Here is a 20,599-nt window from a genome sequence, read left to right as displayed (position 1 = left end):
CGCGACTACAGCTCGGATTCCGCGTACTGCTCGAGGGCGGCCTTCACGAAGGCCGCCCCTTTCGCGCCCCCGTAGTTGGCGGCGAAGCGTTCGTCGGCGACGTACAGCTCGGCGAGGCCGAGGACGTAGCTTCGCAGCGCGTCCGCGTCACCCGACGCAGCCGGCGTGCCGGGCACGGTGCGCAGCCAGCCGACGTGCTCGGCGGCCAGTTTCTGCGCCTCGGGGGAGCTCGGTGAGGCATCCGTCGCGCTCAGTTCGATCCAGGCGCGTGAGCGGGCCGCCTGCTCGGCCCGCAGCTGCGCCTTCTCGGTGCGCGTCTTAGCCTCCCACCAGTGGGCGCTGCGGGCGTAGGCATCCGTGCCCCAGCGCTGTTCGACCTCGTCGCGGTACTGCGTGTGGTCGAAGCCGTCGAACATCTCGGACATGTCCAGGTCCTTCCCGTCTCTGATGGCGGCGAGTGTGCGGCGCACGGATTCGAGCTGCCGGCTGAGGCGCGACTGCTGCTCGCGCAGCGCGTCGATGTGCGCCTCGAGTGCGGCTGCGACATCGAGCTGCTCATTGAGCACGCGGCCGATCTCGGGAAGGCCGAGCCCGAGCTCGCGCAGCAGCAGGATGCGCTGCAGACGCACGAGCCCATCGCGGTCGTAGTAGCGGTAGCCGTTCTCGCCGATGCGCGACGGCGGCAGCAGGCCGATCTCGCCGTAGTGGCGCAGCGTTCTGCTGGTCGTTCCGGTCAGCGCGACCACTTCGGTGATCGGCCATTCGGGGGTGCGTCCGTCTCGCATGATCACGACGGTAGGCGTTGACGTTGCGTCAAGGTCAAGTGCCGAGTGGATGCCTGTTCGGGCGGTGCCGCAGCCAGGTCGGCGTCTTCGTCTCGTGCCGGGTCAGGTCACGTCAGGTCAGGGCGCGAGCAGTCGCGCGACGCTCTCCCGCAGCAGTGCTCGGCGAGTGTCGTGGACGGCCTCGGGTTCGTCGGAGGTCGCGGTGTAGACCTCGCTCGCCGCGGACCAGGTCGACGCCATCGAGATGACCAGAGTCAGCAGTGCGAAGGGGTCGCCTGGTCGGATGCGGCCGTCGGCCTGCGCCGCGGCGATGGCGGCGAGTTTGTCGTCATGGTCGCCGCCGTCGAACCAGGTTCCGCTGCGTCGTCGCTCGAGTCGGACCCAGGCGATGAGGCGCGTCAGCTCGGGGCGGTGCAGGTGCTCGTCGTAGATCGCGACTGCCCAGTCAGGCATCCGGTCGACGTCAAACGGGACCGCTGCGGTCGTGCTCGTCACGCGGTCGGCGATGACCGCGTCGAAGAGGCCGTCTTTGCTGCCGAAGTAACCGTAGAGCTGCGCCTTGTTCGTCTGAGCCGCAGCGGTGATGCGCTCCACGCGGGCGCCGGCGATGCCGTGCTCGGCGAACTCCGCGGTGGCGGCGTCGAGGATGCGCCGACGGGTGGCCGCGCCCTTCTTCGTCGCAGGTGCGGTGGCGATTGCGGGCATGTGGCGAGTTTATAGACCGAACGGTTTGCTTTCGCAGCCGGGTGGGTCTAGCTTCAGAACAGACCGAACAGTTTGTTTATTGGAGCTCAGATGCGAACCACCACCGCCTGGCAGAGTCAGGACAACTCGACACGACTCGATCGCGTCGCTATCGAGCGCCGTGAGCTGCGCGATGACGACATCGCCGTGCGTGTCGACTTCTGTGGCGTGTGCCACAGCGATCTGCACGCGATCCACGGGCTCGTGGGTAAGCCGACCGACGGACTCGTGCCGGGTCACGAGTTCACGGGAACGGTCACCGAGCTCGGCCCGTCGGTGACGGGTTTCGCGGTCGGCGACCGTGTCGCGGTCGGCACGCTTGTCGATTCGTGCGGTGGGTGCGTCATGTGTCGGGCGGGACAGGAGAACTACTGTCTCAACGGACTCGTCACGACCTACGGCGGTGTCGATCGCATCGACGGCTCGATCACGAAGGGCGGCTACAGCCGGGAATACGTCGTGCGCGCGGACTTCGTGTACCACCTCCCCGAGGATCTCGACGCCGCGGGCGCAGCACCGCTGATGTGCGCCGGCATTACGGTGTGGGAGCCGCTGCGCGCGGCCGGCGTCGGCCGCGGTAGCAGGGTCGCGATCGCTGGGCTCGGCGGCGTCGGCCACCTGGGGGTGAAGTTCGCTGCCGCCCTCGGCGCCGAGGTGATGGTGCTGAGCCGAACGCCCGACAAGGCGAACGACGCGCGGGCTCTGGGGGCAGCTGGGCTGATCGACACCACCGACGAGGAACAGCTGGCGCAGGCATCCGGTCGCTTCGACTTCATTCTCGACACGATCTCGGCGCCGCACGAGCTCGCACCGCTGATCAACCTGCTTGCTTTGGATGGAACGCTGAGCGTTGTCGGCTTGCCGCTGCCGACCGAGGTGCCGCTCATGCTGCTGACCCGTGGGCGTCGGAAGCTGACCTCGTCGGGTACGGGCGGGCGGCGAGGAACGGCCGAGATGCTCGCCTTCGCGGCTGATCATGGCATCACGGCGGACATCGAGGTCGTCCCGTCCGCCGAGGTTTCGACGGCGCTTGACCGGCTGGAGCGCGGGGACGTGCGGTACCGCTTCGTCCTTGATCTCGCAGATCTGGACGCGCCCGCGGCCTGAGCGCACGCGAACAGCGCGGGCATCCGCTCGATGATGGTCACGTGCCTTCTTTGATGACCATCGGCGACTTCGCCCAGGCGACGCGTCTGAGCGCGAAGACGCTGCGCTATTACCACCGCGAAGGCCTCCTCCTGCCGGCCGTCATCGACCGGTCGAGCGGCTACCGTCTCTACAGCGCCGAGCAGATCGCCGACGCACAGGTCGTGCGGCAGCTGCGAGCCCTGTCGGTTCCGGTGGACACCGTCCGCGAGATGCTGCGGTCCGACATCGCGGCGCGCAGCGCTCTCATTGCCGCGCACCTCGAGCGTCTGGAATCAGAGCTCGACGCGACGCGTGCCGCCGTCACCGCGCTTCAGGGCCTGCTGGCCCCGACGCCGGCCGACCTCGCGGTCGAACATCGCAGCGTTCCGGAAACGCGCGTGCTGGCGATTCGGGAGACGATCGAACTGGCGCAGCTGGGCGACTGGTACCGCGGCGCCCAGCGTGAGCTGGATGCCGCTGCGCGGGCCCCCGGCGTTGAGCCGTCGGGCCCTCGCGGCGGCATCTGGGACGCGAAGCTCTTTCTCGACGAGCGTGGTGAGGCGGTGCTCTTCTTCCCGGTGGCGTCGTCGACAGGCGTCCGTTCGCCGACCGATCGCGCACGCCTCGAGGTGGTGCCCGCGGTCGACCTCGCCGTCGTCGTGCACCGCGGACCGGACGCGACGATGGCGCAGACCTATGGGCGACTCGGCGCCTATGTTGCCCAGCACGAACTCGGAATCGACGGCCCCGTCCGGGAGACGTATCTCGTTGATGGGGCCGACGAGATCACCGAGGTCGGATGGCCGATCTTCCGCACCACCCGCTGAGTCTCGACGCGACGCCATTTGACCTTCCCCCACGGGGAAGGCCGACGCTGGGGGCAGGAACGACGACCGCAGAACGGAAGAAGAAACCACATGACGAACGACACTCTCGCGCCGGCGATCACCACCTATTTCGAACTCGGTGACAGCCCCGACAAGTCCGCCACGATCGATGTCTTCACCCCTGACGCGGTGGTCGAGGACGACGGCCGGACCTACCGCGGCCGCGACGAGATCCTCGGATGGCTGACCGGCGCGGCCAGCGAGTTCAGTCACACCAGTACGCGGGTGTCTGCGGAACAGACCGGCGGCGCTGCGCTCGTCGTCAACGTCATCGAGGGCGACTTTCCCGGTGGTCGCGCCGAGCTGCACTATGCGTTTGAGCTGGCGGAAGACGGGCGGATCAGCTCGCTGCGCATCAGTGCGTGAGCGGCTGCGGCCGTCAGTACCGCAGCCGCAGCCCGCGCGGCGTCTCGCTGAAACCTGCCGCCGCGAGCGCCTCGCCTAGCGGAGTCCCGAGCACGAAAGCCCCGTTCGCCGACTCGATGGCCAAGCGATCGGTGCCGCCGCGGCGCACCAGCTGTGCGACGGCGGTCGCCGCCGCGGCAAGCACGGCCGCCTCGTCGGTGAACGCGAGCACGGTCTTCCCGCCGCGTTCGATGTAGAGCACGAGCTCCCCATCGACCAGCGCGACGAGCGCCCCCGCCTTGCGCCCGGCACGATGCCCGGAAGCGACCCGCTGGCCGGGACCCGCCTCGACCGCCGGTGGGTCGGGCCACGGCAGAGCCGCACCATACGGGTTCGCCGGGTCGGTTGCGGCCAGGGCCACCGCGTTCAGTGGGGGCTCGGTCGTGGCATCCGTCACGAATCCGCGCAGGCGGTCGACGGTCGGCGAGCTGGCGAACTGCGCCGCGCCCAGCGTCTCGATGAAATACCCGCGTCGCACGTGCCCCGTCTGCTCGAACTCGGCGAGCACGCGGTAGGCGAATGCGAACCCGCCGGCCAGTCCCTCGTTCTGCACCGAGCCGCGCGAGACCACCCCATAGCGGTCGAGCAGGCTCTCGGCCGCCGCGTGCGCCCGCAGCGTCGGGTCGGCGTCGCCGAGCGGCAGCAGCGACCACCGCCCCGCGACGGTCGGCGGCCCGGTGCGCGTCGGCACGTTCGGGCGTGCCACGGCGGAAGCCAGCTGCACCCGCCCGCCCCGGAACATCCGCGTCCGTGGTGCCCGCGCCGGCCGCTTGTGCGCCGCACGACTGCCGGTGAGCGCCCGCACCGGCGCGAGCGTGTCGTTCGTGATGAGGCCGGCCCACACCAGATCCCACAGAGCGGTCTCGAGCACGGCGTCGTCCTGAGAGCCGACCGCGTCCGACAGCTGCCGGAAGAAGAACCCGCCACCGGCGCTGAGCGTCGTCAGGATCTCGCGCTGCAGCTCATCGGTCTCGAGATCCACCGGCGGCGCCAGCGTCAGCGGCGCCGTCTCGGCGAGGTGGAAGCTGAGCCACCCGTCGCGCCCCGGAATGGTGCCGGCGCCCGCCCAGATCACCTCGCCACTCGCCGTCAGCTCGTCGAGCATGACGGGCGCGTAATCAGAAACGCGGGCGGGCAGAATCAGAGATTCCCACGCGGATGCCGGCGCGCGCACACCCGCCAGCTGCTCGATGACGGATGCCACACCATCGACACCCTTCAACGTGCCGGTTCCCACGTGCTGCCACTCGGGCAGGAAGCGTGCGAACGCGGCGGGCTCCACCGGCTCGACCTCGTGCCGCAGCGCAGCGAGCGACAGCCGCCGCAGCCGACGCAACACGTCGCCGTCGCACCACTCGGTGCCGGTCGCATGCGGGCGGAACTCGCCCTCGACCACCCGCCGCTCGTGCGACAGCCGCCGCAGGGTGTCGGTGACCACCGACACCCCGAGTCCGAACCGCGCCGCGACCTCGTCGGCGGCGAACGGCCCATGGGTGCGGGCATAGCGCCCGACGAGGTCGCCGAGCGGGTCGGCGACCGGCTCGATGAACGCCGTCGGGACGCCGATCGGCAGCGGCACTCCGATCGCATCGCGCAGCCGCGGAGCATCCTCGATCGCAGCAACGCGCTCGTCGCCCGCGATCGACACGCGCAGCGCGCGCTTCGCGGTGACCAGCTCGGCAACGGCCTCGGCCACCTCGTCGGCAGCACCCTCGAACCGAGCCGCGAGCTCGTCGAGCGACAGCGGCCCCAGCACGCGCAGCAGATCGGCCACGCCCTCGACGCCGCGTGCGTGTCGCTCGGCAGGAAGCCGCTGCAGCTCGCCCTCGACCCGCGCGATCACGGCGGGATCGAGCAGCTCGCGCAACTCGGACCGCCCGAGCAGTTGCGACAGCAGCTCGGTGTCGACGGTCAAGGCCGCCGCGCGGCGCTCAGCGAGCGGCGAATCGCCCTCGTACATGAACGCCGCGATGTACCCGAACAGCAGCGTCGACGCGAATGGCGACGGCCTCTCGCTCGTCGTCTCGACGATCCGGATCTTCCGCTGCTCGATGCGCCGCGCCACCGCGGCCAGCGCGGGCAGGTCGTAGACGTCTTGGAGGCACTCGCGCATCGTCTCGAGGATGATCGGGAACTGCGGGTACTTGTGCGCGACCTCGAGCAGCTGCGCCGATCGCATGCGCTGCTGCCAGAGCGGATTCCTGCGGCCGGGGTCGTAGCGCGGGAACAGCAACGCCCGCTGCGCCGCCTCGCGGAATCGGGCGGCGAACAGCGCCGAGCCGCCGACCTCTTCGGTGACGACCGCCTCGAGCTCGTCGGGCGCGAAGACGAACAGCTCGGCGCCGGGCGGCTCGGCATCCGAGTCGGGCAGCCGCACGATGATGCCGTCGTCGGCGGCGAGCACCGCGCCCTCGAGCCCCAGGCTCTCGCGCACGCGCCGCCCGACGGCCAGGGCCCACGGCGCATGCACCATCTGCCCGTACGGCGAGTGCAGCACGATGCGCCAGTCGCCGAGCTCGTCGCGGAAGCGCTCGACGACGAGCGTGCGGTCGGTGGGCAGGTGCCCGGTCGCCGTCTTCTGATCGTCGAGGTAGGTCAGGAGGTTTCGGGATGCCCGCTCGTCGAGTCCGTCGTCGAGGAGCCGCCGCGCGGCATCCCCGGAGTCACTCGACCCCAGCTCGCGCACGAAGCCGCCCAGTGCCTCGCCCAGCTCAGCCGGGCGCCCGATGCCGTCGCCGTGCCAGAACGGCACGCGCCCCGGCTCGCCGTAGGCGGGCGTCACCATCACGCGGTCATGCGTGATCTCGGCGATCTTCCAACTCGTCGTTCCGAGCGCGAAGACGTCGCCGACGCGCGACTCATAGACCATCTCTTCGTCGAGCTCGCCGACCCGCCTCGGCGCCTTGTCGTCGGCGCCGGCGACCATGAAGACCCCGAACAGCCCGCGGTCGGGGATCGTGCCGCCGCTCGTCACCGCGAGCCGGCTCGCGCCCGGGCGCGAGGTCAGTATGCCGCGCTCGCGATCCCACACGAGGCGCGGGCGCAGCTCACCGAACTCCTCGCTGGGGTAGCGGCCCGAGAGCAGGTCGAGCACGGCTTCGTACGCCGCGCGCGGCAGCGTCGCGAACGGGGCAGAGCGCCGCACGGTGTCGAACCAGCCGTCGACGTCGACGGGCCCGACCGACACGGCCGCCACCGTCTGCTGCGCGAGGATGTCGAGTGGATTCTGCGGCACGGCGATCTTCTCGATAAGCCCGGCCCGCATGCGCTCGGTCGCCAGCGCCGACTGCACGAGATCGGCGCGGTGGTTGGGGAACAGGATGCCCTTCGACACCTCGCCGACCTGGTGCCCCGCGCGACCGATGCGCTGCAGCCCGCTCGCGATCGACGGCGGCGCGGCGACCTGCACGACGAGGTCGACCTCGCCCATGTCGATGCCGAGCTCGAGCGAGCTCGTGGCGACGACGCAGCGCAGCTTCCCCGTCTTGAGGTCGTCTTCGATGGCCGCCCGCTGCTCTTTCGACACCGAGCCGTGGTGCGCTCGCGCGAGCACCGGAGCCTCGGTCGACACCCCGCCCGTCGTGCCAGACCCGCCGACGAGCTGCGCCGGAAACGACGTCACGGGCTCGGGCTCGAACCCCAGCCGCTCGGCGTAGAGCTCATTCAGCCGCGCCGTCAGCCGCTCGGTCGTGCGCCGCCCGTTCGCGAACACGATCGTCGAGCGATGCGCCAGCACCTCGTCGAGCACGGCCTCGTCGACGTGCGTCCAGATCGTGCCCCCGACTTTGTCGCCCCCGGGCGCCGTCTGCAGCTCGCGCATGTCGTCGACGGGAACGACGACGCGCAGGTCGAAGCGCTTCTGCGACTCCGGCGCCACGATCGTCGTCGGAGTCATGCCAGACAGGAACCGCGCCACCTCTTCGGGCGGCCGCACCGTCGCCGACAGGCCCACGCGCTGAGCGGGGCGAGCCAGCAGTTCGTCGAGCCGCTCGAGCGACACCGCGAGGTGCGCCCCGCGCTTCGTCGACGCCACGGCGTGCACCTCGTCGACGATCACCGTCTCGACCTCGCGCAGGGTCTCGCGCGCCCCGCTGGTAAGCATGAGGTACAGCGACTCTGGGGTTGTGATCAAGATCTCGGGCGGATGCCTGAGCAGCCGCTGCCTCTCAGAAGAGGGCGTGTCGCCCGACCGCACCCCGACGCTCACCTCGGGCGGATCGATGCCGAGCCGCTTCGCCGTCTGCGCGATGCCGACGATCGGGCTGCGCAGGTTCCGCTCGACGTCGACGCCGAGCGCCTTCAGCGGCGAGATGTAGAGGACCTTCGTCTTCGAGGTGCCGGCGGCCGAGGGTTTTCCTTTGCCCTGACCGCCCGGCGAAGCATCCCTCGGGCCCCCATCGGCCATCAATCGGTCGATCGCCCACAGGAACGCGGCGAGCGTCTTGCCGGAGCCGGTGGGCGCGATGACGAGCGTGTTGCGGCCTGACGAGATCGCTTCCCACGCGCCGAGCTGGGCGGCGGTGGGCGCGCTGAACGCCCCCGCGAACCACTGCCGGGTCGCGGCCGAGAAGCGCTCGAGCGTGTCAGTCATCGGACACATTCGACCATAGGCCTCCGACATCGCCCCGGGGCGCTCGGGCCTCCCTTATTGTCTGGTTATGGCTGTGCGCACTCCGGACCCGTACCCCGACGGTCGCCCCGACGACGAGGAGCCGCCGAGCTACGGTCCTGGCTGGCTGAGCGACATCGAGCTCGAGCAGATCAGGCACCGCATGCCGATCCTCTACGTCGAGGCGGTTCCGGTGCATCTCGACGGCCTTGGCCGCGTGATCGACGTCGGCCTGCTGCTGCGCGGCACGCCGCTCGGCGAGATCACGCGCACGATCGTCTCAGGCCGCGTGATGTACGGCGAGACGCTGCGCGACGCGCTCTTCCGCCACCTCGAGAAGGACCTCGGGCCGATGGCGTTCCCGCAGCTGCCGGCGTCGCCGGTGCCGTTCATGATCGCCGAGTACTTCCCGACGCCGAGCGAGACGCCCTTCATCGACGAGCGCCAGCACGCGGTCTCGCTCGCCTACGTGGTGCCCGTGACCGGCACCACCGAGCCGCGGCAGGATGCCCTCGAGCTGACCTGGATGACGCCGGAGGAAGCCGCCTCCGACGCGGTTTGCTCAGAGCTCGAGGGCGGCCGCGGCACGCTCGTGCGCGCGGCGCTCGCCTCGGTCGGGGCTCTACTCTAAGGCCGGCAATAGGTACGCCGCCTTTCGGCGCAGAGCGCACCGCACGCTGAGCTACCCCTGCGACACCTCGTGGATCTCGTCCGCGACGAGCCCGTGCGCCTCTCGGTGAACCGCGTTCGCGGATTCTGCGTCGGGCGCGTCGACCAGGCAGAAGATCTGCCCCTTCGCCTCGTCGACCCAGTAGTTCAGGTAGTTCACGCCGTGGGCACCCTGCTTCTCGAGGTCGGCGGCATGAGCCTTGGCGACGTCGTCGGCAGTGACCGGTCCGTCGTCGAGGTGGTGGACATCCATGTAGAGCGGCATCGTGCGCTCCTTTCATTCGGATGCGCGAAAGCTAGACCCGAGGATGCCTCACCGCAACACTGTGCCAGTCAGGGCCGCACCGTGCGGATCTCCCGCCCACTCCCAAACGGCTCGCTGGCCCCGAAGTCGGGGGCGTCGAGCACCTCGTCGGACTCCAGCCCGCGATACGTCTCCTGCCACGACCGCACGTGCACCCGCGCCATGCCCGCGGCGTCCTCTAGCGTTGCAGTCCGCACCACGAGCTCGCTCATGGGTCGACCGCAACGGGGCGACGACGTGCCTCGATCCCGAATTGCCCGATTCGGCACGAATCGCGGCAATTTGGACTAATCGGATGCCAAGGGCGCCGTCGCCCCGATGCGGCGGCGGGTGCCACGGACGAGAAGTGCCGCGATGTCGCCTCGGTCAGTGACCGGGAACATCGCGGCACTTCTCGGTGACGCTCAGCGGCGTCGAGAGCCGTTCAGCGGGCGCAAGCCGCTTACGGGCGCGACGCGCGACGCGGCGTGCGCGAGCGACCGGTGCCCGAGCCACCCACGTAGCCGCCCTGACCACCAGTCGAGGTCGAGTAGCTGGTCGTCGACCCGCCCCGCGTCACGCCGTCGCGGCGAGCGGATGCCTGGCCGGCGCCGCGCTGCCCGCGCGACTGCCCCTGGCCCGCGGCGCCCTGAGCACCGGCGCCATGACCGGCGGCGCCCTGGCCGCGACCGCGGCGACGCCCTTGACCGACCGCCTGCTGCGAGCCGCTCTGGCCAGCACCGGCGCTCTGGCCACCGCGGCCCGCGCTCTGGCGCTCGCCCTGCGTCTGAGCGCCGCCGACCGAAGCACCGGCACCACCGCCGCCGCGCCGGGCGCGCTTGCGCTGGGCGTTGGCGCCGGTCGAGGTGCCGCCCTGCGACTGACCGCGCGCGGGGGTCTCGGGCTTCACGTAAGGAACCAGAGCGACAGGCTCGCCCACGAGGGCCCGGACCTGCGGCGAAGCATCCGTCACCTGCTCGAAATCGACGCGGATGGCGGCCTTGCGCAGCAGGTCGCGCAGGTCGCGGTGCTGCTCGGGAAGCGCGATCGTGACCACGTCGCCTGCCGATCCGGCGCGGGCCGTGCGCCCCGAGCGGTGCAGATACGCCTTGTGCTCGACGGGCGGGTCGACGTGCACGACGAGTTCGACGTCGTCGATGTGCACTCCGCGGGCGGCGACGTCGGTCGCTACGAGCACGCGCACCGAGCCGTCGTGGAACGCCGCGAGGTTGCGGTCGCGCGCGTTCTGCGACAGGTTGCCGTGCAGGTCGACCGACGGGATGCCGCTCTCGGTGAGCTTCTTCGCGAGCTTCTTCGCCTGGTGCTTGGTGCGCATGAAGAGGATGCGCTTGCCTGCGCCACGGGCGAGCGTGCGAACCAGGGCGTCCTTGCCGGCGCCGCCGTCGACGGCGAAGACGTGGTGGGTCATCGCCGAGACGTGCGAGGTCGCCTCGTCGACAGAGTGCAGGATCTCGTCGCGCAGGTAGCGCTTCACGAGGCGGTCCACGCCGTTGTCGAGCGTGGCCGAGAACAGCAGGCGCTGACCGCCCTTCGGGGTCTTGTCGAGGATGCGGGTGACCACGGGCAGGAAGCCCAGGTCGGCCATGTGGTCGGCCTCGTCGAGCACGGTGATGCGGATGCCGTCGAGCGACAGCACGCCCTGCTTGAGCAGGTCGTCGAGACGGCCGGGGGTAGCGACGATGATGTCGACGCCGGCGCGCAGGGCGTCCTCCTGGCGCTTCTGGCTGACGCCGCCGTAGATGACGGTCGTGTTCAGACCCATCGACTGCGCGAGCGGCGCGAGCGTGTTGTCGATCTGCGTCGCGAGTTCGCGAGTTGGGGCGAGCACGAGGCCGCGCGCCTGGCGGCCGCGCGCGGGACGCTGGCCGTTTGCGGTGCCGGATGCCTGGCCGAGACGCGCCGCGAGGGGAACCGCGAAAGCGATGGTCTTGCCGGAGCCGGTCTTGCCGCGGCCGAGCACGTCGCGGCCCTTCAGCGAGTCGGGCAGCGTCGCGACCTGGATGGGGAAGGCCTCGGTGCGGTCGGCCGCCGCGAGTGCGGCGACGATGGGGGCGGGAACGCCGAGTTCGGCGAAGGAAGTCATGAAGGTGTATGCCTTTCGGGGCATGGGCCCGCGCGCACGCCAAGACGGGCGCGCGAAAGCGGGGAGGGGGTCGGTCGCACGCGGGCGGATGCCAGCGCGGTGCGCCGTCAGAAAAGACTGTGATGGGTCGAATCGCGACGCCGTGCGAGCGAAGACTCCGCTCGCGACTCGTCAAGTCTAAGTCACCCGGCCTGTGTGCCCGACCATCAGCGGTTCTCGCGCCGCCAGGCGAGCTTGAGGCTCGCCCGACTCGACGAGCTCGAACTCAGGCAGGTCGTCCTCCGAGGCGATCGCCCACCCGGTGGGCGCCCCGACCAGCGCGACTCGAGAGCCGGCCTTGATGCCGAGCTTCTTCCACTGCGGCGTCGACGAGTGGCCCGCGGTCGCCATCACGGCATCCGCTCGCCCACGGGGACTTCGACGGGCAGCGTGTTGCTCGGCAGCGCGAGCGGGCACGCCCACGCCGGGTCATACGCGCACGACGGGTTGTAGGCGAAGTTGAGGTCGAGCACGATCGTGTCGTCGCTGCCGCCGAGCCATGCGCCCTTCACAGTGTCGATGAGATAGCGGCCGCCGCCGTAGGTCCCGCGGGGCTTCCCGGCAAGCGCGTCCTTGACGGGCACGAACAGCCCGCCGCCGTACGACCGTAGCCGCCACACGTCGAGCGTCCCAACGCCAGGCAGCACCGCCTTCCCGAGCAGCTCGAACGGCACGACGCCGTCGGTGCCCGTCTCGACGTCCCAGTGCACGGGCTCGTCGGCCGGCTCGATCTCGACCTCGAACCGCCACGCGGGGTCGTAGGGAGCCACCGGAACACCCTCGAACGCCTCGCGCTGCTCGGGGAGGATGGGAGAGGCCGGATGCTTCGCGAGCATGTCATTGCGATGCAGCCGCCAGAACTCGTGCGCCCCGGCCGGCCCATCGGTCTCGTCGGCAAGGCGGGTGATCTCGTAGAGCTCGAAGGTGAGCCGGCGCCAGTCGGCGGTCTCAAGCGCGGTGCGAGCGGCGTCGGTCATAGCCTTATCTTGACCCCGTCGGCGCCGACTGCGCCGGACGGTCACCGCACGCCCAGGGGTGCGTCACCCGGGAGCAGCGCAGCCCGTTCGAAGCAGACGAGCTGGGCAACCTACGCTGGAGACATGCCTCAGCCCCAACCTGCCGAGCACACCCAGCAGAGCTACGAGGTCAGGTTCGACTGGGGCATCGAAGGTCTGCGCAGCATCGCCCCGGGCGCCGGTGTCATCGTCTTCATCGACACAATCTCGTTCACGACGACCGTCGAGCTCGCGACGGGCCTCGGTCTCGAGATCGAGCCCTACCCGACGCTCGACCGCGAGGCGGCGGCCGCCTATGCGGAATCCGTCGGGGCCAAGCTCGCCGCGCGCCGTGGCGACCCGGGGCTCTCGCTGTCGCCGACGAGCATGACGGCCGAGAAGATCGCCGAGTTCGGCGCGCCCCGGGCAGTCGTGATTTCGCTCAACGGGTCGCGGGTGGCCGCCGGTGCCGCGGGCCTCGGCGTGCCGGTCGTCGCCGCCAACCTGCGGAACTTCTCGGCTGTGGCGCGCTGGGTGCTCGCGTATCAGCAGCGGCTCGGCCGGCGTGCGAACGTCGCCGTGGTCGCGTCTGGAGAGCGTCGCGCCGACGACACGCTTCGCCCCGCCGTCGAGGACCAGCTCGCGGCCGGCGCCGTGATCGGCGCGCTCGCAGCCCGCGGCATCGACGCGTGTTCGCCTGAGGCCGCCGTCGCGGCGGCGTCGTTCGAGACGCTGCGCCGCGCGGTGGGGCATCTGCTCACGGCATCCGTCAGCGCTCGCGAACTCGCGGCAGTCGACCAGCTCGCCGACGTCAAGATCGCCGCCCAGCTCGACGTGTCGGATGTCGTGCCCGTCATGCGCGACGGCGTCTTCCGAGCCGAGCGCATGCCCGAGCCCGAGCCGCAAGCGGCGGAATAGCGGGCCCCCGCATGCGGTTCGCACGGTCATGAAAGCACTTCTGGGAGACACCGTCATCGCCGAGGCCCCCGAAGAGGACCTCATTCGCATCGAGGGGAACTGGTACTTCCCGCCGGCGTCCGTCAACGAGCAGTACCTGAGCACCAGCCCGACCCCCTACACCTGCCCGTGGAAGGGCGAGTGCCAGTACTTCACCGTCACCGTCGACGGGCAGCAGTACCCCGACCGTGCGTGGAGCTACCCGACGCCCTACCCGACCGCGTTCGACCGCGTCGGCAAGGACTTCTCGAACTTCGTCGCGTTCTGGAAGGACGTGAAGGTCACCGAGTAGGTGCGCCACTCAGAGCGCGTCGACGAGCGCCTGGGCGAGCGGATGCCACGGCCGCGACGTCGGGCCGGAGAGCACGAGCCGCCGCGGCCGCGGCTTCGCGAGTGACTTCATGAGCAACCCATCGGGCAGCATCGTCCGCCCCAGCGTCGGCACGATCGCGACCCCGAGCCCCTGCTCGACCATGCGGAACAGCGTCGTCATCTCGCGTACGCGATGCGAGAACGCGTACTCGAGGCCCTCGTCCTCGTACATCCGCTTCACGTAGCCCTCGCAGCCGCCGGGCGACCCGACGATCAGTCCGTCGGTCTGCAGCTCCGCGAGCGGGATCCCGTCGAGGTCGGCGAGCGGGTGGTCGCACCGCAGCACGGCGGCGAACTCGTCTGTCGCGACGAGCTTGCCGCCGGCGGGCATCGGCTCGGGCTCGACGAGGATGGCCGCCTCGACGACCCCGCCCTCGAGCCACTCGGGCATCTCGTCGTCGTCGCCCTCGTAGATCTGCACCTCGACGTTCGGCAACCGCGCCGCCCACAGCGGCATCAGGTCGGGAAGCAGTCCCTGGCACACGGTGGCGACGGCGCCGAGGCGCACAACGCCGCTGAGCGCTCCGTTCTGCTTGACCGCGCTTTCGAGAGCCGTGACGGATGCCAGTGCCGCGCGTGCGTGATCGAGCACCCGCCTTCCCAGCACGGTCAGGGTGACGCCCCCGTCGCGCTGCAGCACCCGGCCGCCGACCTCGCGCTCGAGCCCGGAGATCGCGTGCGAGACGGCCGACTGACTGACGCCGAGCTGCGCCGCGGCATCCGTGAATGACGCACGATCCACGACCGTGACCAGCGCGCGCAATTGCGGCAGAGTGACACCCATCGGTTCTCCTCATCAGGCAATGAGATGAATGCATTGGCCTCATGAGGCCCAGCGCGGCAATGATAAGCCGCATGAACACCGCTCCGTCCGATTCGCGCCAGCGCCGCCCCCTCGGCGGCGGGAGGCTCGCAGCATGACCGGCACCGCTCGCAGCACTCAGGGCGTGAACGCGACGCTCTGGTCGTTCCTCGCACTTTCGCTCGTATGGGGCGCAAGCTTCCTCTTCATCAAGGTCGGGCTCGGCGGCTTCTCACCGGCGCAACTCGTGATCTGCCGCATCGTGCTCGGTGCGCTGACCCTCGCCGTGATCATGACGGTCACCCGGCGGCAGTGGCCGCGCGAGCGCGCCGTGTGGCTCCACATGCTCGTCGTCGGCGCGTTCTTCTGCGCCATCCCCTTCACCCTGTTCGCCTGGGCCGAGCAGTACGTGCCGAGCAGCCTCGCGAGCATCTACAACGCGACGACGCCGATCATGACACTGCTGTTCACCCCGCTCGTCCTGCGCTCCGAGCGACTCAGCCGCGCGCGAGTCGTCGGACTCGTCATCGGCATCATCGGCGTGCTGATCCTCACGGGGCCGTGGCAGCTCATCGGCGACCCGGCCGTGCGGGCGAGCATCCCCGCGCAGCTCGCCTGCCTCGGCGCGACGGCGAGCTACGGATTCGCCGGCCTCTACCTGCGCCGCTTCGTGAGCGGTCTTCCCTATGACTCGATCACGCTGTCCTCCGTTCAGCTCATGGCCGCGAGCGCCATCGTGCTCGTTCTCGCGCCCTTCGACGCCCGCGGGCCGATTGCCCTGAGCCTGCCGGTCGTCGCGAGCGTCGCGGCGCTCGCCGTGCTCGGCACCGGCGTCGCCTACATCTGGTACACGCGCATCGTTCGGGACTGGGGCCCGGCCCGCGCCTCGACGGTCACCTACATGGCGCCCGTCGTCGGCGTCGTTCTCGGTGTGCTGCTGCTCGGCGAGACCGTGCGCTGGTACGAGCCGGTCGGCGGGCTCGTCGTCATCGCCGGCATCATCGCGAGCCAGCGCGGGCTCAAGCTGCCTCGCCGTCGCAGTCGAAGAGAACTCGCGACGCCGGGTGCCTCTCCTGGCTGAGCTGCGCTCGAACAGCGGCGGGCGAGTGACGACCCACTGGGTCGTCACTGCTGTGCGCGCGCCGCCGCTCTGCGCACGGCCGCTGAGATCTCCCGCCGAGTCCAGCTGATCAAGAACGCGCGCGAGAACGACCGCGAGCACTTCGCGCACGACAGCGCTCTCGTCGGCTTCCGGTGGCGGTAGTGCACGTGCCCGTTCGGGCAGGTGCCGACCCACGGCGCGAGCTCGGTGGGAGTCGGACCGTCGTGGGTGCGACCGCCGACGTAGCCGAGCGACTTCGCGGTGCGCTTCCACACCGGGCCGTGCCCGGCCGCCGGCCCCGCCAGGGCATGCGCCACCTCGTGCAGCAGGGTCTGATGCACGTCGTCGTCTGGCCAGCTCGCCGCGAGGTAGCGGGACACAGAAATCCGTTTGTGCGTGTAATCGCACAGCCCCGCGCGCTTCTTGGCGTTGTCGAACGCGAAGGTCCACGAGGGGTCGAGATGCAGGGCGATGAGTGCGTTCGCCCAGACGCTCACACGAGCCAGTTCAGCCATGCGGAGAGGCTAGAACAAAGGTACGACATTGGATTCGAGGCGGTGCTTCGCCGTCTCGAGCGCGAACTGCGCCGACTCGATCTGGTCGGCCGGCGCGCCCGCCTCGGTGCGCAGCCGCAGCGACTCGGTGAAGTCGGCGATCGCGGCCTCGTCGGCCCCCTGTTCGAACAGCACCTTCCCGCGGTGCTGCAGGCCGAACGCCTCGAGCTCGTGCCACTCGTGCGTGCGCGCCTCTTCGATGCAGGCGGTCAGCTCTGAGATCGCCTCTTCGTACCGGCCCTGGAATTGCAGCACCTGCGCGCGGATCATCCGCGGCCGCTGCAGCGAGCGCCGGTCGCCGGTGAACCGCGCCAGCCGGTACGCCTCGTTCGCGACATCCATCGCATCCTCGAGTGAGCCGCCCACCTTCAGCAGCCAGGCCTTCTCGCACAGGGCGTCGCGGCTGCGCAGGTCGCCGAGCTCGGCGAGGCGGTGGCCGACTTCCACCAGGTCCACGCGCTCACGAAGTGTTTCAGGGTCGTAGCCGAGGATGATGCTGCTCACGCGGGCAGGCTAACCAGGCGAGCTGCGCGAGCGCGGCATGCCACGCCCCATTCGGGGTGAACCGATGCCTCACGTCGCCAGCGGCACACGTTCGACCGGGCGGCACACGAATTCGCGGAATCGGCGTGCCCTCTGGCGCGAAGTGTGCCCTTCGCGGCGCCTGGACAGATCATTTGCCCGGCTTCACCTGGAAGATCGACCGGGCGGGCGGCGGTGAGGGCGTCGCCGTGGCGTCCGTGACGATCAGACCGCCGCGGGCGAAGTCCTCGAAGTCCGACCCGAGCACGGCGACCGCGGGGTGCGGGCCCGCCGCCATCAGGCGGGGCAGCCACTTCTCGGGAAGCGGCGCCGCGGAGCCGACGAGCACGAAGTTGCCGAAGCGACGGCCCTTCACGACCTGCGCCTCGGCGAGCACGGCGGCATGCGGCAGCACCTGAGCGAGCGTGGCCGCCTGCGAGCGTGCGAAGCGCAGCGGCGGCCCGTCGGCGATGTTCACGAGCATGATCCCGGTGGGGGAGAGCAGGCGGGCCGCCTCTGTGTAGAACTCCTGGCTCGTCACGTGCGCCGGCGTGCGCGCCCCGCTGAAGATATCGACGACGACGAGGTCGACCGACCCGACGAGCCCGCCGGGCAGCTTCGCGAGCACCTCGCGGGCGTCGCCGTAGCGCACCCGCACGTCGGCGCCGCGCGGCAGCGGAAGCACCGAGCGGACCAGCTCGACGAGGTTCTGTTCGAGCTCGATCACCTGCTGGCGGCTGCCCGGACGGGTGGCTGCGATGTACCGCGGAATGGTCATCGCCCCTGCCCCGAGGTGCACGGCTGTGATCGGCTGGCCGGGGTCGCCGATCAGATCGATGACGTTGCCCATGCGCTGGATGTACTCGAAGAACAGCGACGACGGGTCCTCGAGGTTCACGTGCGACTGCGGGGTGCCGTCGACCACGAGCTCGTACGCTCCCGGGACGAAGCGATCGGGCTCGATCACCGCGCGATAGCCGGAGTGCTTCAAGATCACGGATCGGTCGTCGCTCACGAGATCCAAGTTATTCGAGGGGATGCCTGGCCCGCGGCATCCGTTATCGGATCAGCACCTCGTGGATCTTCTTGAGGTGCTCGGCCAGCAGCTGCTCGAAGCGGTCGGCGTCGCGCGCCGCGATCGCGTCCAGCAGGGCCTGGTGCGCGCCGACCACGTCCTCGGCGACGACGTCGGTGGGCACGGACGAGCGCGCCATGCGCACCTGCCGGTCGTAGAGGGTCGCGTAGAACTGGATGATGAGCGCGTTCTCGCTCGCACTGATCAGCGCCGAGTGGAAGTCCGCGTCGGCGAGCGCATAGCCCGCGAGATTGCGGTCGGCGATGCGGTCCTTCTGCAGCTGGATGTTCTCGCGCAGCGCCGCCACGAGGCGCTCGGTGCGCTCTTCGCTGGCCACGACCGAGCGCACCGCGTGCGTCTCGAGCATGTTGCGCGCGTCGACCACGTCGCGCGCCTCGCTGCGGGCGATGGGGGTGATCATCGCGCCGCGCTTCGGGTAGAGCTTCATGAGTCCTTCGGCCTGCAGTCGCAGGAACGCCTCGCGCACCGGCGTGCGGCTGATGTTCAGCCGGTCGGCGACCTCGCCCTCGCTGATCAGCTCGCCGCCTGCGAGCTCGCCCTCGAGGATCCGCGACTTGACGTCTTCATACGCACGGTCGCCGGCGGCGACGGAGTTCTTCTCGACCATATACGCAATGATAGATACAACTTCAGCATCTGTCATACTTCCGGCGGCCGCATCTCCACCCGCGCTCCACCCTGGGGTGGTGGGCCGGGCGCTGGCTGACCGGAAGCATTGCTGTCATGAACGTGAACCTGCAATACGGCCTCGACGCCCTGCTCGGCATCGCCGTCATCGCCTGGATCTGTTACCGCCAGATGACCTGGCGCGTCGTCGACCCCGCCCGCATGTGGCGCGGCCCCATCATCTTCGCCATCATCGGCGCCGGCATCATCGTCACCGGCCAGCAGGCGGTGACGCTCAGGCCCACGGACATCGCCCTGCTGGCCGTCGAGCTCGTGATCTCCCTCGGCGTCGGCGCGACCATGGGTGCCATCGCCCGCTTCCGCCCGCTGACGCGCGAGCGCGCCGCTGCGTATGAGCAGCGCCGCCGCCCCGGCCGCGACGGCCAGGCGCTCGCGCCCGTCGAGTACGAGAGCCGCACGAGCTGGGTGGGCGTCGCGCTCTGGATCGTCCTGATCGCGGTGCGCGTCGGCGTCGAGCTGTTCGCCCGGCACCTCGGCGCAGAGGCGACGGCATCCACCGGCGTCATCCTGCTCGTGCTCGCCGCGAACCGCGCCGCCCGCGTCGGCGTGCTTGCCTGGCGCCTCGACCAGCACCGTCAGAGCCTCGCCACGCTTCCGGTGGTCGAGTAGCCCGCGCGAAGCCGGGCGTATCGAGACCGCTTCCTGACCAGACAAGATTGCGCTGATGAACCTCACCGACCGCCGCGTGCTGCCCCTGGCCCTCAATGCCATCGGCATCGTGGCGGTCGCGGTCGCGTCCTTCGCCAGCACCTCCGTGCCCCGCAGCGGCTGGTTCGCCGTCGCGACGGTGCTGGCCCTGCTCACCTGGGCGATCGTCGTGCCGCTGCAGCGCGTGTTCGTGCAGTCGCAGCGGCGGTCGGCCGTGCTGCGCTGGGTGCGGCGCGCGGCCACGGTCGTCGGCGTGGTCGCGGCATCGCTCTCGGTGGCGCCGAGCAACGGCATCCACCTCGCGCCGCTCGCCATCCTCGTCATCCTCGCGGTCTCAGATGACACCGAGTCGATCTGGTGGGGTGCCGCGCTCTCGGCCCTCTCGTTCGTGCTCACGCCGATCGGCGCGCTCTCGGCAGGCCTCGGCACGGCGGGCGTGCTGGGCTACCTCGCGAGCAACGCCGTCTGGCTGCTGATCGGCGTCTCGCGCCGCCAGGCCCGCGCCGCCACCAGGCGCAACCGCGAGCTGGCCGAGCAGCAGGCGGCCACGCACGAGCAGGAGGCCAGGGCGAGCGCGCTTGCCGCACGCGAGGCCGTGGCGCGAGACATCCACGACGTCCTCGCGCACAGCCTCGGCGGACTCGTGATCCAGCTCGACGCCGCAGAGGCCCTGCTCGAGTCCGGGCGTACCTCCGACGCGCAGGCGAAGGTCGCGCAGGCGCGCGCGCTCGCCGCAGAGGGGCTGGCGGATGCCCGTCGAGCCGTCGCCGCCCTGCGATCGCCCGACGACCCGGACTCCTCCGAGCAGTCGCCTGTCGACCTGGCCGGCGCCGCCGAGCGGCTGCTGCGCGCGCACCGCGAGCTCGGGGGAGAGGCCGATGCGCGCGTGGATCTCGCTGCGGCGGCCGCGCCGCTGCAGGCATCCGTCGCCAATGCCTTCGAGCGCGCTCTGCAGGAGGCCCTGAGCAACGCGCGCCGGCATGCGCCGGGCGAGCCGGTCTCCGTCGAGCTCACGGCGGGCGCCGATCGCATCGACCTCGCGGTGTCGAACCGCGTCGTCGCCGGCCGCACGCCGAGCGACCTCGGCGGCGGCCACGGGCTCGTCGGTATGGCGGAGCGGTTCGCGCAGCTGCCAGGGGGCACGGTGAGCGCGACGGAGCGCGACGGGCGGTTCGTGGTGTCGGCGACGGCTTCTCTTGCGGCAGGCTGAG

General features: G+C 70.6%; 22 protein-coding genes. 9 read left to right on the top strand and 13 right to left on the bottom strand.

Going from position 1 to position 20,599, the window contains the following annotated elements:
• Positions 1–5: 5 nt before the first annotated feature.
• Positions 6–785: a MerR family transcriptional regulator gene (locus ABD736_RS08455; protein ID WP_344791306.1), complete on the bottom strand. Its 780-nt coding sequence runs from the start codon at positions 783–785 to the stop codon at positions 6–8.
• Between the two features lie 117 nt (positions 786–902).
• Positions 903–1,490, bottom strand: a complete 588-nt coding sequence (locus ABD736_RS08450; protein WP_344791304.1) for a TetR/AcrR family transcriptional regulator — start codon at positions 1,488–1,490, stop codon at positions 903–905.
• Between the two features lie 90 nt (positions 1,491–1,580).
• Here ABD736_RS08450 and ABD736_RS08445 point away from each other — a divergent pair, with 90 nt between their 5' ends.
• The 3 genes from ABD736_RS08445 to ABD736_RS08435 all read left to right on the top strand — a co-directional run bounded on the left by ABD736_RS08445 (position 1,581) and on the right by ABD736_RS08435 (position 3,910).
• On the top strand, positions 1,581–2,636 hold the full coding sequence (locus ABD736_RS08445; protein ID WP_344791303.1) for an NAD(P)-dependent alcohol dehydrogenase: 1,056 nt from the start codon (positions 1,581–1,583) through the stop codon (positions 2,634–2,636).
• A gap of 41 nt (positions 2,637–2,677) precedes the next feature.
• Entirely contained in the window at positions 2,678–3,484 is an 807-nt protein-coding gene (locus ABD736_RS08440) for a MerR family transcriptional regulator (RefSeq protein ID WP_344791302.1), read from the top strand.
• Between the two features lie 90 nt (positions 3,485–3,574).
• Entirely contained in the window at positions 3,575–3,910 is a 336-nt protein-coding gene (locus tag ABD736_RS08435; RefSeq protein WP_344791301.1) for a nuclear transport factor 2 family protein, read from the top strand.
• A 13-nt stretch (positions 3,911–3,923) separates the two neighbouring features.
• Here ABD736_RS08435 and ABD736_RS08430 read toward each other — a convergent pair whose 3' ends face one another.
• Positions 3,924–8,540, bottom strand: a complete 4,617-nt coding sequence (locus ABD736_RS08430) for an ATP-dependent helicase (RefSeq protein WP_344791300.1) — start codon at positions 8,538–8,540, stop codon at positions 3,924–3,926.
• Positions 8,541–8,607: 67 nt separating this feature from the next.
• Here ABD736_RS08430 and ABD736_RS08425 point away from each other — a divergent pair, with 67 nt between their 5' ends.
• Complete coding sequence (locus ABD736_RS08425) at positions 8,608–9,189, top strand: NUDIX hydrolase family protein (RefSeq protein ID WP_344791299.1); 582 nt, start codon at positions 8,608–8,610, stop codon at positions 9,187–9,189.
• Between the two features lie 51 nt (positions 9,190–9,240).
• Here the strand turns inward: ABD736_RS08425 and ABD736_RS08420 are convergent, their stop codons facing one another.
• The 5 genes from ABD736_RS08420 to ABD736_RS08400 form a co-directional block, all read right to left on the bottom strand.
• Complete coding sequence (locus tag ABD736_RS08420) at positions 9,241–9,492, bottom strand: DUF4242 domain-containing protein (RefSeq protein WP_344791298.1); 252 nt, start codon at positions 9,490–9,492, stop codon at positions 9,241–9,243.
• Positions 9,493–9,560: 68 nt separating this feature from the next.
• Positions 9,561–9,743 carry a hypothetical protein gene (locus ABD736_RS08415; protein WP_344791297.1) on the bottom strand — a complete coding sequence of 61 codons (183 nt, stop codon included), beginning with the start codon at positions 9,741–9,743 and terminating at the stop codon, positions 9,561–9,563.
• Between the two features lie 230 nt (positions 9,744–9,973).
• Positions 9,974–11,614 carry a DEAD/DEAH box helicase gene (locus ABD736_RS08410; RefSeq protein ID WP_344791296.1) on the bottom strand — a complete coding sequence of 547 codons (1,641 nt, stop codon included), beginning with the start codon at positions 11,612–11,614 and terminating at the stop codon, positions 9,974–9,976.
• 177 nt (positions 11,615–11,791) lie between these two features.
• Positions 11,792–12,004: a hypothetical protein gene (locus ABD736_RS08405; protein WP_344791295.1), complete on the bottom strand. Its 213-nt coding sequence runs from the start codon at positions 12,002–12,004 to the stop codon at positions 11,792–11,794.
• The gene (locus ABD736_RS08400) at positions 12,004–12,630 is read right to left on the bottom strand and encodes a DUF1684 domain-containing protein (protein ID WP_344791294.1); all 627 of its coding nucleotides are present in this window, start codon (positions 12,628–12,630) and stop codon (positions 12,004–12,006) included. Before ABD736_RS08400 ends, ABD736_RS08405 begins: the two co-directional genes overlap by 1 nt.
• Before the next feature lie 123 nt (positions 12,631–12,753).
• On the opposite strand from ABD736_RS08400, the gene ABD736_RS08395 reads away from it, so the two are divergent.
• Both ABD736_RS08395 and ABD736_RS08390 read left to right on the top strand, forming a co-directional pair.
• Positions 12,754–13,566 carry a 2-phosphosulfolactate phosphatase gene (locus tag ABD736_RS08395; protein ID WP_344791293.1) on the top strand — a complete coding sequence of 271 codons (813 nt, stop codon included), beginning with the start codon at positions 12,754–12,756 and terminating at the stop codon, positions 13,564–13,566.
• Positions 13,567–13,594: 28 nt separating this feature from the next.
• Positions 13,595–13,897, top strand: coding sequence for a DUF427 domain-containing protein (locus ABD736_RS08390; RefSeq protein ID WP_344791292.1), 303 nt, complete (start codon positions 13,595–13,597; stop codon positions 13,895–13,897).
• Between the two features lie 9 nt (positions 13,898–13,906).
• On the opposite strand, the gene ABD736_RS08385 is transcribed toward ABD736_RS08390, so the two are convergent.
• Positions 13,907–14,761 carry a LysR family transcriptional regulator gene (locus ABD736_RS08385; RefSeq protein ID WP_344791291.1) on the bottom strand — a complete coding sequence of 285 codons (855 nt, stop codon included), beginning with the start codon at positions 14,759–14,761 and terminating at the stop codon, positions 13,907–13,909.
• Between the two features lie 133 nt (positions 14,762–14,894).
• On the opposite strand from ABD736_RS08385, the gene ABD736_RS08380 reads away from it, so the two are divergent.
• A complete protein-coding gene (locus tag ABD736_RS08380) occupies positions 14,895–15,860 on the top strand; it encodes a DMT family transporter (protein WP_344791290.1) in 966 nt (321 codons plus the stop codon).
• Between the two features lie 44 nt (positions 15,861–15,904).
• Here the strand turns inward: ABD736_RS08380 and ABD736_RS08375 are convergent, their stop codons facing one another.
• The 4 genes from ABD736_RS08375 to ABD736_RS08360 form a co-directional block, all read right to left on the bottom strand.
• Positions 15,905–16,396: a SprT-like domain-containing protein gene (locus ABD736_RS08375; protein ID WP_344791289.1), complete on the bottom strand. Its 492-nt coding sequence runs from the start codon at positions 16,394–16,396 to the stop codon at positions 15,905–15,907.
• A gap of 9 nt (positions 16,397–16,405) precedes the next feature.
• Complete coding sequence (locus tag ABD736_RS08370; RefSeq protein WP_344791288.1) at positions 16,406–16,939, bottom strand: hypothetical protein; 534 nt, start codon at positions 16,937–16,939, stop codon at positions 16,406–16,408.
• A 169-nt stretch (positions 16,940–17,108) separates the two neighbouring features.
• Positions 17,109–17,972, bottom strand: a complete 864-nt coding sequence (locus ABD736_RS08365; protein WP_344791287.1) for a spermidine synthase — start codon at positions 17,970–17,972, stop codon at positions 17,109–17,111.
• A 43-nt stretch (positions 17,973–18,015) separates the two neighbouring features.
• Positions 18,016–18,660, bottom strand: a complete 645-nt coding sequence (locus ABD736_RS08360; protein ID WP_344791286.1) for a GntR family transcriptional regulator — start codon at positions 18,658–18,660, stop codon at positions 18,016–18,018.
• Between the two features lie 116 nt (positions 18,661–18,776).
• On the opposite strand from ABD736_RS08360, the gene ABD736_RS08355 reads away from it, so the two are divergent.
• Positions 18,777–19,349, top strand: a complete 573-nt coding sequence (locus tag ABD736_RS08355; RefSeq protein ID WP_344791285.1) for a hypothetical protein — start codon at positions 18,777–18,779, stop codon at positions 19,347–19,349.
• Between the two features lie 55 nt (positions 19,350–19,404).
• Positions 19,405–20,598 (top strand): sensor histidine kinase, encoded by a 1,194-nt coding sequence (locus ABD736_RS08350; RefSeq protein WP_344791284.1) that lies wholly within the window; start codon positions 19,405–19,407, stop codon positions 20,596–20,598.
• Position 20,599 lies beyond the last annotated feature (1 nt).

Source organism: Gryllotalpicola daejeonensis (genome assembly GCF_039538145.1).
Classification (GTDB): Bacteria; Actinomycetota; Actinomycetes; order Actinomycetales; family Microbacteriaceae; genus Gryllotalpicola; species Gryllotalpicola daejeonensis.
The sequence above is the reverse complement of the archived record's forward strand: the minus strand, read 5'-3'. Positions and strand labels throughout refer to the sequence as shown.